Below are 13689 nucleotides of genomic sequence, written 5' to 3' on the forward strand. Positions count from 1 at the left end.
TCCGGCTCTAACCGGAATCCTCCGGTTAAGCATAGATGCAGACAACCAAACTCAGGGAGGTTAAAGCAATGAAATTAAGCAAATTTGCAGGATTGGCCTTATCACTATTATTGGTCTCATCCCTACTGCTCGCAGCTTGCAGCAATGGAAATACCAATAACGGCCAGAGTAATTCTGGCGGATCAGAGAACAATGCACAGGCCGACGTGTCAAAAACAAAGGAAGCGATTACATTAAAAGCCTATTTCCCCGGTGACAAGCCGGTAGGCTTTGATGAGGTGCTGCAAGCCGTCAATGACAAATTGCAGACCGATAACGTTGGAGCACAGTTGAATATTAACTTCTTACCTTGGTCGGATTACGGCAATTCGGTAGCGGTTAAAATGTCGGCAGGCGAGGAATTCGATATGTATCTCGATGCTCCCTGGTTATCCATGAACCAAATGATAGCCAGTAATTCATTGCAAGAGCTGGATGCCATGGTGGCTGAGCGCCAGGAGTTGAAAGCTTCCATCCCTGATGAGATGTGGGAGTACAATAAATTTAACGGAAAAATTATGGGCATTCCGCTAGGAACCACCCAAGGTCCCGTATATGGCCTGTTAATTCGCAAGGACCTGCGTGAGAAGCATGGTCTCCCCGAGATTAAGACATTGGAGGATCTGGAGACCTTCCTCTATACGATCAAGGAAAAAGAAACCGATGTGAGACCCTTTGTCATTAATGGAATCAAAGCAGATAAGCTCCCGTTCATTTTGAGTGATTCGGCTAATCTAGCTCTGGACGAAGTGCTGGAGATCGGAGTCAATATGTTTGCTTATTCGGTTAAGGATAAGAAGATCGTTGGTCAGTGGGAGAGCCCCATGATTGCCGATGCCTTTGAACGAGTAACCCAATATTACAGCGACGGCATTCTATCCAAAAATATTGCTCAGGAGCAAAATGCGGAAACCTTGTTCAAGCAAGGCAAGTATGCTGTGACTTATTATGCGGCAGACGGGGTTGAAGGCTTGAAATACAGCGAGATGTTGGCTGATGGCAGTGATAAGCTGGAGGTATTTGTCCCTAACGGAGACACGGCTAAGCCTTACACCGCCTTCCAGCAATGGAACTTCCTCTGCATTCCGGCTTCCTCCAAGCATGCCGATTTGGCCATGGATGTGGCTAACTGGCTGTCCATCAAGGAGAACCATGATCTAATGGAATACGGAATTCCGGGCAAGGATTGGGAAGCGGTTGGAGACTCAAGCTATAAGGTTCTCTCTAACTATTCGTTCCCGGGGTATACGCTCACTTGGCGTCCAACGCTCAACCGCACACCGGATACGATGATGGAGGACGACAAGAAGTGGTTCGATTTCTCAGCAGACCCTGCCAACTTTACGCTTAGTCCTACCGCGGGCTTTACATTTGATGCAGAGAAGGTCAAGACAGAATATGCCAAGCTTACCCCGTTCCATGATTCACTGTTCCTGCCGCTGGCCCAAGGCGTCCTGGCAGCCGATAAAGGCAAAGCACAGCTGGAAGACAAAATTAATAGTGTTGGCGGGCAAAAGGTAATTGAGGAGATTCAAGCACAAGTCGATGCGGTTACGGCTGGAAAGTAACGGATAAATATAGGAATGGAGAGATCAAACCATGCATGTTATTCGCTGTGAGAAGAACCCGATTATCCAAGTAGCAGATATTACTCCTTCCCGGCCGGATTTCAAGGTGTTGGGAGCCTTCAATGCCGGTGTAGCCAAATATGGCGACGAGACCATTCTTCTACTTCGTGTAGCTGAAGCCCCCATTGCCACGCAAGAGAATGAGGTGCTCGTTCCCCTGCTGGGGCAAGACGGCCGCATCGAAATTCAACGTTATAACAAATCAGATGCCCGTTATGATTTCTCCGATGCCCGTTATGTGTCAGTGGACGGTAGAATGATTATGCTAACTTCGATTTCCCATCTGCGGGTGGCGCGAAGCAAGGACGGAATAAACTTTGAAATCGAACGGCAACCGGCCCTATTTCCTGAGCATGAATTAGAGGCCTGGGGTATCGAAGACCCCCGAGTGACCCAGATCGGCGATACCTACTATATTACGTATAGCTCGGCCTCCAGCCGGGGTGTGGGTGCCGCTCTGGCTGAAACGAAGGACTTCCGCAGCTTTAAGAAGCACGGGATGATGCTGGCCCCTGAGAATAAAGACGTCATGCTGTTCCCTGAACCCATCTTGGGCAAATATGTTGCCCTGCATCGGCCTGTTCCCAAATCTTTTGGTGAGCCAGAAATGTGGATCGCCGAGTCGCCAGATTTGCTGCATTGGGGGAACCACCGCTTCCTGATGGGACTCAGCGAGCAGGGCTGGGATTCCGCTCGCATGGGCGGAGGCGCTGTGCCCCTCAAGACCGAGCAGGGTTGGCTGGCCCTGTACCATGGGGCAGACAGTAAGCACCGCTACTGCATGGGGGCTGTTCTTCTTGACTTGCATGATCCTGGCCGGGTGCTGGCCCGCTCCTCTCGCCCCTTCCTGGAGCCAGAGGCTGATTATGAAGTCAACGGATTTTTTGGTAAGGTTGTCTTCTCTTGCGGCGCTTTACTGGAAGGCGATACAGTCCGCATGTATTACGGTGCAGCCGATGAAGTGATGGCCATGGCCGATATTCCTCTGCAAGACATTCTGGATACACTGGAATAAATAAATAGAAACTCCCCCTTCTATCATTCAGCTTAGGCTGAGGAAGGGGGAGTTCTATTATTAGGTTAGCAGATAAACCTTTATTTAGGGAGCTATAAGCTTATGGTGATGGTCCTTTAAATCAATTTGATAGTATCCCAACGTCTCTAATCGCTCTTCTTTACTCAGATTTCCATAACGGTGCCAGCCAAGAGTTGTTATACCATTCTCCTCAATGGACCAATCAAAGGCCTTGCCCGTGATGTCATAACCATAATAGAACCCCGGCTTGCCCAAATGGGCCACAGACCATTTCCCATTAATCAACGTTGCCTTCTTTAGATTGCTTGTTTCATGGGCATCGAGTAGACCGCGCTCATATCTCATCAAGTAATAAACCTCATCTTGGTAGGTCTTCACATCCTTAATCGGTGCTTGTTCAATCCCTACCCTGGAGATATCCTCGCCATCCACGCGATACAAACTAAATTCCTGCGTTGTGTCCCATGCATAATTTAAATAAAATGAACTCGTTTCCGTTTTAAACCATAGATCTCCAAGTTTGATTTTATCGGGAGCCTCCATATATTTCTCGTAAGCAAAAGGGATGAATTGAGTGTCAAAACTAGGTGAAAGCTGACTCACCAGTAATTTATCATTTTCTTTAATGACAACCATATAACGGTCGCTATAAATCACAGCTTTTCCTTGGTAAAGTAAATCCAGGACACGGGTCAAGCTTTGGTCTTCAATCGCTGTGCCATCCTTATCTCTTAAAATAATTAAACTATAAGCTTGAGAGAATTTCTTCGGCAAATAGACCACTTTCTTGTTTAGCGCCTCGCCAATCTCTCTCAGTGGAATGTATGTAACCTTATTCTGAATTCTTGGTACCACATCCATACTTTTTGTCTGACCGTCAATTAAGATTTTTTTATTTCCTAGCTTCAAGGAAATGGCTTTGTCATTATGCTCAATGATAATGGATTGAGTCGTTGTATTATAATCTACCTTTGCCCCGAACCCCTCGGAAATAAAGCGAAGGGGCACCAGTGTTCTTCCATCCTTAATGATGGGCTGAACAGCGGGAACTTCCTGCCCGTTAACAAAGCCTACGGCGCTTTCGGGAGAGAGGATAATACTGTTGTTCAAGTCGGTTTCGGTTATATCTTCATAAGTGTTTTGGAGACTCTCCGCATGAGCCACATAACCAAACGACAGGAATAATGCAAATGTGAATAATGCTGTTATAAGTTTTGAATTCATGACTAAACCTCTCATTTGCCAAGGTAATTTATTAATGTCATAACTGACTGAGTTTATATGCATGGTGCCTCTTAAGAAGGCATCATCACGCCCATCTCTCGTGCTGCTTCAATGAGAATCGGCCCGTATTCCGCCAGGCGTTCCCGCGTCAGGCGGCTGGTAGGTCCTGACACGGACAGGGCAGCCGCCAGCTTACCCGTTCGATCAAAGATAGGGGCGGCCACCGAGCTAGCTCCCTGCTCCCTCTCCTCATAGCTGGTAGCGTAACCTTGCTTGCGAATATCTTCCAATTGCATCACGTAAGTGTCCCGATCAATGGATTCAGGCCAATCCGGGCTGTTCAGCACTGCTTGCAGCACTTCTTCGCCCGAATAAGCGACCAGCACCTTGCTCGATGCGCCTACATAGAGCGGGAGCCTTGCTCCAACCGGGGCCACTCTTCGAACTGCCTGATTGCTCTGTACAGCCTGAATTCGCAGTCGCTCGTAGCCGTCCCGCAAGTATAAGCTAACTGTCTCGCCCAGCCGATCCCGCTGCTGCTCCATTAGCGGTAGCAGCAGGATAGCCGGATCATCGCTATTCGCCAAATGCGCGGATAGCTCCCATATTTTCAGACCCAAACGATATTTCTCTGTCTGGGGGTCACGAACGACAAAACCCCGCTCCTCCAAAGTGGTTAATAAGCGATGTACCGTGCTTTTATGCAAGCCAATTTCACTGGCGATTTCCGTTAATCCCAAATTGCTGGATCTGGTAAAACAAATCAATATATCCAAAGCCCGCTCTACTGCACGAACCGTTAGCTTTCGATCTTCCACCCCGTATCAGCTCTCCTTATGTTTCACTATATGAAACTCGGTTACATAAATTATATGAAAGATGCTCTTTTCCGTCAATCCATCCCTGTTTTCCATTGACTTTGAGGGGCAATCGCCTTACGATTAATTTAAGATAATCGTGTTATTTCGACATTTTTTCCTTTATTTTGTCATTTGCATACATTTTCAAGCTGCAAACTATATGTACTACAAGGAGGGAAGAACATGAGCCACACCGGCCAGGATGATCTTCCCTTGTCCTCTTCGGCTTACATCACCGGCGACACTTCCGCAACGGCAACACGGCGAATCAGCATTAAGCATGTCATAGTGGCATTTTTACTCTCCGTGCTGTTCTTCCTGCTGTTCTGCTTTGTTTCTCTTCATGGCTATATCGCCTGGGTGCTGTCCAATCCTACGGTAGCGCCTCTGTACTCCAACCCTAAGCTATCCAAAAATCTGGAGTACGAGGATATCGTGTTCCCGGCGGCGGATGGCAGCCGAATGATGCAAGGGTGGTATATCCCTGCGGAGGATTCCGCAAAAACGATTGTGTTTAGTCACGGATATGGGGCAAATCGCGAGGAAACCTGGATACCGATGTATGATTTGGCCAACTACGCCCATAGCCAAAATTTTAATGTCGTCATGTTTGACTTCGGTTTTGCTGCCCAGAATAGCAAGGAGGTCGCAACCGGTGGCAAGAAGGAAGCCCAGCAGCTACTCGGAGCCATTCAGGTTGCCAAACAACGTGGCGCAGAAGAGATCATCATATGGGGATTCTCGATGGGGGCCGGAACTGCATTACAGGCCACGCTAAATAACGAGGATATTGACGGAATGATTCTGGACAGCACCTTCCTGCTCGAGCCGGATACCATGTACCATAATATCCGCCAGCATATCGGCTTGCCACGCCATCCGTCGCTGGAGATTATCGGTATGCTACTGCCCGTGCTGAACGGAACCAGCATGCGGCAAATCCCTTATACTCAAGTGAAGTCTGAGGATTATCCGTTCCCTATTCTGTTTATCCATGGGACCGAGGATGAGAAGGCACCTTATCCCATTGCCGAGAAGCTCGCCGCTCATCAGAGCAACCCCGTCTCCGATGTCTGGATTGTTGAAGGCGCGCACCATGAGCTAATTTTCCGGGAGCACCCGAAGGAATATCTTCGCAAAGTCTCCCTGTTCCTTGGCAACATCAGAACGCCTTCAGGGAACTAGAAGTGACGCATCAAGCCCGGCCATAGGTCCATATTTGCATAGCATAGGTCAACCCTTCTCCAGCATAAGCTGATCAAGAGTGTACGCTGAGTACCTGAGGAGGTAAACCTGATGTTGTTCATGTATGGACCTTATTTGCCTATACGTATTCTCGAAGATATCCGTTCCTGGAAGCAGGAAGAGGCAGAGCATACGAAGCTGATCTCCAGCATCTCGGGTGGACTCGAAGAGGAGTACAACGAGACTCTGGAAGATTGGCGCCAGGTGTTCTCCGATATGGAAGCTGCTGCGGATCGGCTCTTGCGCGTTGCGTCTTCTGATTCGGCTGTCTCGCTTCATGCAGAAGAGCTCCCACGGCATACAGAACGCCTGCTTGGAGCTGCCTTCCGCCAATCAGAGCAATTTATCAGCCAGCTTCATTCCATGCTGGAAGACAGCCGTGCTGCTCAAACCGCGGAAGCCGCTCCCTTCGTTCGCGGGCATATCATTCCGAAGTCCCAATACTATCTGAATCGGCTTGCAGGCTGGAATCATCCTGGAGAAATAACCCGTAGCGTCATTAGCGGGACGCCTCCGGTGCTCCCGGCTCCCCTGGAGACGGGTGGCTGGCGCTCCCCTCAAGCAGAAGAACGGCCTGTTCCCATCGGGGGACATACTCTCCCCCCACTACCCTATCCTTACGATGCCCTTGAGCCTTATATCGATGAGAAGACGATGCGTATTCATCATGACAAGCATCATCAAACCTATGTTGACGATTTGAACAAAGCGGAGAAGAAGCTTCAGGAAGCCCGCAAGTCCGGAAATTTCGATCTGGTGAAGCATTGGGAACGAGAACTGGCCTTTAATGGAGCAGGACATTATCTTCACACCATCTTCTGGGACATTATGAATCCTGCGGGGGGCGGCAAGCCGGAAGGTGAACTGCTGGCGCAAATTAAACGTGACTTCGGCAGCTACGAAGCCTTCCACAAGCAATTCTCCGAAGCCGCGGCCAAGGTGGAAGGAGGAGGCTGGGCCATCCTGGTATGGAGTCCGCGCAGCCACCGCCTGGAGATACTTACGGCCGAGAAGCATCAGAACTTGTCGCAATGGGATGTCGTCCCTTTGCTCACCCTCGACGTGTGGGAGCATGCCTATTATTTGAAGCATCAAAATGTTCGGGCCGACTATATCAAGGACTGGTGGAATGTGGTCTATTGGCCAGCCGTAGCGCAGCGATTCGAGGCCGCCAGGAAGCTGAAATGGCAGCCCTACTAAAAAAGCGGCCCCATCGTATACAGCAAAGAGCGCCTTCCTTAGCCTGCGGGTATAATCCCCGTTAGGCCCTGAAAGGCGCTCTCTGGTTATATGCTGTCCTAACCTAATTCTTCAACAATGACAGGAACTCTGCACGTGAAGCTGCATCATTACGGAACGTTCCCCGCACGGCTGAGGTTACCGTCTTGCTGCCTGGCTTCTTGACGCCTCGGGCACACATGCAAAGATGCTCGCCTTCCACAACCACCATGACGCCTCGGGGCTGCAATACTTCATCCATAATATCAGCGATCTGCGATGTGATTCTCTCCTGTACCTGCAATCTGCGGGATACTGCCTCAACGAGTCTGGCCAGCTTGCTAAGACCGGCAATATGTCCACTTGGAATATAGCCGATATGCACCTTGCCGAAGAAAGGCGCCATATGGTGTTCGCATTGACTGTAGTACGTAATATCCTTGACGATAACAAGCTCTTCGTGATTCTCTTCGAAGGTAACCCCAAGCACGTCGCGAGGTTCTATCGCATATCCGGCAAAGATCTCCTCGTACATACGGGTTACCCTTGCAGGAGTATCCAGCAAGCCTTCCCGCTCTACATCTTCCCCGATCAATTTCAATATCTCGCGTACATGATGTTCGATCTGCTCCCTGTTATCGCCTACCTGCTTATTTAGATAATCCTTTACTCCGGCCATTCTTAGCGCCTCCTTCCCTTCATTTCATCTTACATGCGTAAAGTTGCTATTTTCTCTTTGGACGTTGACGAGATGGGCCATTTTGGTTCTTCATCATCTGTTGCGCACGTTGCATCTGTTTGCCATTTAAATTATAGCCCATCTGCTTCGCCATTTTCTGCAGCGCTTCCGGATCACTCTGCATTTTGGTCATCTGTCTGCGCAGATAGAATATCCCGATTACAAACCCAGCAACTAATCCGACGACCAAAGTAATAATTGGAATTACAATATTCATGTTTTTTGCCACCCCTGCCTTAATATCGTGCGGTTCCGACGGGCGGGCGCACTTCAAATATAATAGCATTGACCCTTCCGTGATTCAACAGCTTAGGCCAGAACGGCCTCGATAAATAAGGTGGTCTCCGTGGCCAGATCAATTTCAGATACGTTCATCTCATCGCCCGCTCCCCGTACAATCCGAATCACCGGACGGCCTGGCAGGCCCCGATGCTGCCTTACGACCACCCCGGTCTCCTTGGTGGATAGCCGGACAGAGGAACCATTGGGGTAAACGGATATGATTCGTGTAAACTCCACAAGCACCTCATGATCCAGTTCATGCTCCGAGCAAGCCATCAAATGTTCGCAAGCCTCATGGGGCAACATCCTGCGACCATCCTTGCCACCCCCACTAATGAGGTTGTCATACATGTTAGCTACCGCGACAATTCTGGCGAACAAATGAATTTCATCCCCCGAGATGCCACGAGGGAAGCCGGCGCCATCCGGGCGCTCATGATGCTGCAACGCCGCATGGGCAATCAGCAAATTGAATTCCCGCTTGTGACGCAACAGCTCATATCCTCGCCAGGTATGGTGATCTTTGGGGTCACCCGAAATGGCATCGTCTGAAGTTAACGTGGCTTTACCGATATCATGTAACATGGCTCCAATGGACAGGTCCTTAAGCTGAGAGAAATTCAAGCCCATATTTAGTCCGATCATCGAGGAAATAAGGCATACATTCACAGCATGCAAATAGGCAGCATTATCCGCCGTGCGAATATCTGTAAGTTGGAGCAGTGCCTCCTTGTTGCCGAGCACATCATTCAGCAGGCTGTCCACACTAGCGCTGATTTTGCGTGCACTCCAGTCCTTGCCCGACCTGATGACCTGCAACGTCTCGGACATCTCCCGAAATACAGCTTGTTTCGTCGCTTCGCTGAGCACCTCTTCCGGCTCAACATCCTCGTAATTGACATCTTGAATATACAGCATGGTCACGCCAATCCGTCTTAAGGTATTAATCATAAATACGGTAAGCTGAATGCCTGCCGACAATAGAGCGGTTCCATTCGCCGAATAGACGGTCTTGCCCAGATACTGCCCCGGTTCAATATCATCGATACTGATATATAGCATATGTCATCCCTCCACGCTCACGTTACGATCATGTCTTATCCGTCTCATCATCAGTGGCTTGCAGCTTCCGGGCAGCACGCTTCAATCGCGTCAGCACCTCTTCGTCCTGTTCGGTACGAAGTGCCTGCTCAACGGCTTCCCTGGCTTCCTCTCCACCAATTCGGCTTAGCGCCCATGCCGCGGTCCCCCGTAGCACCGGTCTGGGATCACGAACCATTACATCTATTAATTTCGGTACGGCAGCGGCATCTTTGAAATTGCCCAGCGCAATGACCGCATTCCGCTGAATCGGCATCTTGCCTCGCCAGGCAGCAGCGGTATCTCCGAATCGCTCCTTAAACTCCCGATTGGTTAGGTCTAGCAGCGGTAGCAGCAATGGCTTGGCTTGCTCAGGATTGGGTTGCAGCTCTGGCCGATGATTCCAGGATTTCCCCTTGTTCTGGGGACAAACGATCTGGCATGTATCACAACCATAGAGCCGATTGCCAATCTTGACCATGAAGTCATCCTCTACAAAGCCCTTGGTTTGCGTTAAAAAAGAAATGCACCGTTGGGCATTCAGTACGCCGGGGCCTACAAGTGCTTCGGTTGGACAAGCATCAATACATTTAGTGCAATCCCCGCACCCTTCCGTTACCGGGGTATCTGGTGGAAATGGCAAGTTCGTAATCAGCTCACCAAGGTAAATCCATGAGCCCCATTTAGGGGAAATGATCGCACAGTTCTTCCCCTTAAAACCGATCCCGGCCCGCTCGGCCACCGCCCGATCCACCAATGCGCCGGTATCCACCATGTTCTCGATCCTCGCTTCAGGCACGCGTTCCAGAATGAAGCGCTCCAGTCGGTCCATCGCCTCGCGCAGCACATAGTGATAGTCCCGGCCCCAGGCGGACCGTGCCATAATGCCCCGGCGATTGCCCGGTTCCGACTTTGGAGGATTCTCCATCTTTGACGGGTAGGCTACCGCAACCGAAATGAGCGAAGCTGGCTGCTCCAAGGATAGTTCCGGATATATGCGCTTATTGATGTCTCGCTCCTCGAAGCCGGATTCGTAACCCTTGTCACGACGATCCTGCAGCACTGCCTTCAAGGACAAGAACGGGTCTGCGGAGGCAAAGCCGATGTCATCAATGCCAAGCTCCACGGCTACATCCTTAATTTCCCTCTTCAATTTGGCCCAGCGGTTCTCGCCCTGCTGGAGACTGACCTGCTCGGGTGCTGTCTTTGACATTTGATGGTCCCTCCCGACTGCTCATGTACTCCTGCCACAACGAAGGCGATGCCCTGTTTTACCTGCTTCACATTCCCTCTTTATTATGAAGACAAGCGCTTGATCGCCTCCCGGGCTAACAGATCACAATGATTATTTAACTCGTTATCGCTATGGCCTTTTACCTTCACGTATTCCACTTGATGAATCCCCATCAACCGCCATAATTCTTCCCATAAATCGCGGTTCTCCACGGGCTGATTCTTGCTGTTCTTCCATCCGTTCTTCAACCAACCGCGTATCCAATTCTGCTGAAAACAGTTCACGACATAAGCAGAATCGCTATATACCTGCACTTTGCATGGCTCCTTAAGCTGGCTTAACGCAGAAATAACTGCCTGAATCTCCATTCGGTTATTGGTCGTCATCGCTTCCCCACCGGATAAGTCCTTGCGATGCCCGTTAAACAACAGCACAGCCCCCCAACCTCCGGGACCTGGATTACCAGAGCAGGCTCCATCCGTATAAATCATAACTTCCTTCACGGTTTTCCCTCCACAGTAAAAGGCTATAATCCACGTATTTTTCCGACAGGCCAAAATACAAACTCGGCACGTCCGATAATCAATTCTTCACTGACGCTACCAAAATAGCGACTATCCTTACTGCGTCCGGCATGACGATTGTCGCCCATGACAAAATACTGCCCCTCGCCAAGCTTCAGCTCTTCCATGTCTCCATCCTCGATAAGAGCATCCGTATATACCTCATTCAGCGGCTGATCATTCACGATAAGAAGCTGGTTGCGCACCTCTACCGTATCGCCTGGCACGGCAACCACCCTTTTCACAAGAAATGACTTTTTGGCAGCATCCATACTTGGGTCCTTAAGAATAACGACCTCTCCCTGCCGGGGGTCCATGAACCAATACACCAGCTTGTCTACAAATAAACGCTCCTGCTCCTTTAGCGTTGGCTCCATCGATTGCCCCTTAACCATCGACAAATTAAACACATACACATTCAGCAGCAGCATAATGACAAATGCCACTACCATCGTCTTCAGTATATCCCACAATTCAGCAACCCAATGAGTCTCTGGGTGGTGTTGAGGCGGGTGATGAGGTGCCCTAGGGCTGCTCTCCTCCGCCAATTCGTGATTATCCGTGTATACGCCCGGTTCCATCCTACACCTCGTCTAAGCTCGATAAATTCCATCGTAACCTTCATGTATTCTACAAAATTTTAAACAATCTCTATAATAGAAAAGCATATCCTCCATCCATTTGCAATGGATAAAGAATATGCTTCAACATTTCCCGATATATTCCAGGGAATATCGTTCAATTGGAACCTGATAAGGAACGCGTTGCGGCAATGCCAAGCTTCTGAAATGCCTCCAGAAATTTGCTTGCCCCGTAACCCATCGCTTCGTATAACGGCATGATTGCTTTATTATGTTCGTCTCCTGCAACCATGATGCGGCGTACGTTCCGTTGTTGAAACCGTTGCTCCATCGCAGATACCAGGCTACGTCCTACTCCGCGCCGACGGAAATCCGGGTGAACCGCCATTCGATAGATACAACCTGTGTTCTGATCAATTGTTCCGATTAAGACCCCTTTTATCTCTTCTTCCACTTCTGCGACCATAATCAGTTCGGAATCCCAAGATAGTTGTCTGGCAAACGCGTACTTGGTGTCTTCGTAGCAATCCTCTGATAAGGCCACCTGCAATAGCTCCATCACTTGATTTGCATCACTCAACTGAAAGGAACGAATAAGCATGCTATGATCTCCCTTTTCTTCATACAAGATGGGCTGATGCAGGAAAACAAGCTCCTTGTTTTTTTACATCAACCTAATATTTTGAATCCAGACAAAAAACGAGAAAAAACTGCTTGCTTGTCCATTAAAACATATAAATCTCCCAAATACATCATTTTTCTTCTGTAAACGCTTCATATTAAGCGTTTACAATTGTGAACTTTTTCGAAATGTCCTCAGATGGTTCACAGAAATGCATATATTTTTATCTAGTACCAATAATAGGAATGTATTGAGTATGTAAAGGAGCTTACCAGCTTTACTATCTTATGACCGAGAATTTACGTTTTTCGCCACCTTCTTCATGATTACAGTCCACTGTACATGTTTATATAGAAAGTGGGAGACTCTTTAGTCCAATTAAATCGGAGGTTATTATCATGGCACATGAATTACCGGCTTTACCCTATCCTGCAAACGCATTGGAGCCTCACATCGATGAGCAGACCATGAATATCCACCATGATCGGCACCACAATACCTATGTCACGAACCTGAATGCAGCATTGGAGAAGTCACCAGAGCTGCAAAACAAGAGTGTAGAGGAACTTATTTCCGACCTGAACGCCATCCCGGAATCGATTCGCACCGCTGTACGCAACAATGGTGGAGGACATGCGAATCATAGCCTCTTCTGGAAGGTCATCGGCCCCAAAGGGGGAGGCGCACCAACAGGAGAAGTCGCTAAGGCAATCGACAGCGAACTTGGCGGATTCGATAAATTTAAAGAGGAGTTCGCCAAAGCTGCAACAACCCGCTTCGGCAGCGGCTGGGCTTGGCTCGTTGTGGGCAAGGATGGCAAGCTTGCGGTTACCAGCACGGCCAATCAGGATAACCCGATTTCGGAGGGCTTAACTCCAATTCTGGGTCTGGATGTCTGGGAGCATGCTTACTATTTGAAATATCAGAATAAACGTCCAGACTATATTGCAGCCTTCTGGAATGTCGTGAACTGGGACGAAGTGAATCGACTCTACGAGGAAGCCAAAAAATAGGCATTGAAAAGCCGGTTGCTAGGCCATAATAAAACCAACTCCAAGAGAGGAAGGTTACTTATGACACCAGAAAACGAACGGCTAACCAATGATCCCAAGGAAATGTTGAAGTCCAAGAAAGCGGACGACGCCCAAAAGCAGCAATTTACGGAATTCGTTCAGACTCTTGGCAGCACCAACGCTTCCGAAAATGCCGGAAAGGTATCCGAGGAGGAACACCGGGAGCCGGATATGCAAAACCATATGAAATCAGTGGAGAATCTCCGAAACTGATGATATGGTGAAGAAAAGTATAGGTACTTCTAATAAAACAGCCTACCTGAAT

The 13689-nt window shown here is 49.0% G+C and carries 15 protein-coding genes; 6 read left to right on the forward strand and 9 right to left on the reverse strand.

The window, feature by feature from the left end; translation table 11 throughout:
- Nucleotides 1-68 precede the first annotated feature (68 nt).
- Together AC1VOR_RS12845 and AC1VOR_RS12850 are read left to right on the forward strand one after the other, a co-directional pair.
- A complete protein-coding gene (locus AC1VOR_RS12845) occupies nt 69-1607 on the forward strand; it encodes a DUF3502 domain-containing protein (protein ID WP_482618361.1) in 1539 nt (512 codons plus the stop codon).
- 31 nt (nt 1608-1638) lie between these two features.
- Entirely contained in the window at nt 1639-2682 is a 1044-nt protein-coding gene (locus AC1VOR_RS12850; protein ID WP_482618362.1) for a glycoside hydrolase family 130 protein, read from the forward strand.
- Between the two features lie 84 nt (nt 2683-2766).
- Here AC1VOR_RS12850 and AC1VOR_RS12855 read toward each other — a convergent pair whose 3' ends face one another.
- Together AC1VOR_RS12855 and AC1VOR_RS12860 are read right to left on the reverse strand one after the other, a co-directional pair.
- A complete protein-coding gene (locus tag AC1VOR_RS12855; protein ID WP_482618363.1) occupies nt 2767-3927 on the reverse strand; it encodes a copper amine oxidase N-terminal domain-containing protein in 1161 nt (386 codons plus the stop codon).
- A gap of 71 nt (nt 3928-3998) precedes the next feature.
- Complete coding sequence (locus AC1VOR_RS12860) at nt 3999-4745, reverse strand: IclR family transcriptional regulator (RefSeq protein WP_482618364.1); 747 nt, start codon at nt 4743-4745, stop codon at nt 3999-4001.
- Between the two features lie 225 nt (nt 4746-4970).
- On the opposite strand from AC1VOR_RS12860, the gene AC1VOR_RS12865 reads away from it, so the two are divergent.
- Nucleotides 4971-5972, forward strand: a complete 1002-nt coding sequence (locus AC1VOR_RS12865) for an alpha/beta hydrolase (protein WP_089153437.1) — start codon at nt 4971-4973, stop codon at nt 5970-5972.
- Nucleotides 5973-6083: 111 nt separating this feature from the next.
- Nucleotides 6084-7232: a Fe-Mn family superoxide dismutase gene (locus AC1VOR_RS12870; RefSeq protein ID WP_482618365.1), complete on the forward strand. Its 1149-nt coding sequence runs from the start codon at nt 6084-6086 to the stop codon at nt 7230-7232.
- A gap of 103 nt (nt 7233-7335) precedes the next feature.
- Here AC1VOR_RS12870 and folE read toward each other — a convergent pair whose 3' ends face one another.
- The 7 genes from folE to AC1VOR_RS12905 all read right to left on the reverse strand — a co-directional run bounded on the left by folE (nt 7336) and on the right by AC1VOR_RS12905 (nt 12330).
- Nucleotides 7336-7929 (reverse strand): GTP cyclohydrolase I FolE, encoded by a 594-nt coding sequence (gene folE, locus AC1VOR_RS12875; RefSeq protein ID WP_482618366.1) that lies wholly within the window; start codon nt 7927-7929, stop codon nt 7336-7338.
- A gap of 46 nt (nt 7930-7975) precedes the next feature.
- A complete protein-coding gene (locus AC1VOR_RS12880) occupies nt 7976-8206 on the reverse strand; it encodes a YneF family protein (RefSeq protein WP_059050462.1) in 231 nt (76 codons plus the stop codon).
- Between the two features lie 92 nt (nt 8207-8298).
- Nucleotides 8299-9333 carry an HD-GYP domain-containing protein gene (locus AC1VOR_RS12885; protein WP_482618367.1) on the reverse strand — a complete coding sequence of 345 codons (1035 nt, stop codon included), beginning with the start codon at nt 9331-9333 and terminating at the stop codon, nt 8299-8301.
- A 28-nt stretch (nt 9334-9361) separates the two neighbouring features.
- Nucleotides 9362-10564 carry a tRNA epoxyqueuosine(34) reductase QueG gene (gene queG / locus AC1VOR_RS12890; protein WP_482618368.1) on the reverse strand — a complete coding sequence of 401 codons (1203 nt, stop codon included), beginning with the start codon at nt 10562-10564 and terminating at the stop codon, nt 9362-9364.
- An 83-nt stretch (nt 10565-10647) separates the two neighbouring features.
- Nucleotides 10648-11088, reverse strand: coding sequence for a ribonuclease HI (rnhA, locus tag AC1VOR_RS12895; protein WP_482618369.1), 441 nt, complete (start codon nt 11086-11088; stop codon nt 10648-10650).
- 23 nt (nt 11089-11111) lie between these two features.
- Nucleotides 11112-11729, reverse strand: a complete 618-nt coding sequence (gene lepB, locus AC1VOR_RS12900; protein WP_482618370.1) for a signal peptidase I — start codon at nt 11727-11729, stop codon at nt 11112-11114.
- A 157-nt stretch (nt 11730-11886) separates the two neighbouring features.
- Nucleotides 11887-12330, reverse strand: coding sequence for a GNAT family N-acetyltransferase (locus tag AC1VOR_RS12905; protein ID WP_059049748.1), 444 nt, complete (start codon nt 12328-12330; stop codon nt 11887-11889).
- A 419-nt stretch (nt 12331-12749) separates the two neighbouring features.
- Here AC1VOR_RS12905 and AC1VOR_RS12910 point away from each other — a divergent pair, with 419 nt between their 5' ends.
- Nucleotides 12750-13364: a superoxide dismutase gene (locus AC1VOR_RS12910; RefSeq protein WP_482618371.1), complete on the forward strand. Its 615-nt coding sequence runs from the start codon at nt 12750-12752 to the stop codon at nt 13362-13364.
- A 60-nt stretch (nt 13365-13424) separates the two neighbouring features.
- Complete coding sequence (locus tag AC1VOR_RS12915; RefSeq protein WP_482618372.1) at nt 13425-13637, forward strand: hypothetical protein; 213 nt, start codon at nt 13425-13427, stop codon at nt 13635-13637.
- The last annotated feature ends 52 nt before the right edge of the window (nt 13638-13689 follow it).

This window comes from Paenibacillus sp. 1SOY10 (assembly GCF_056836745.1).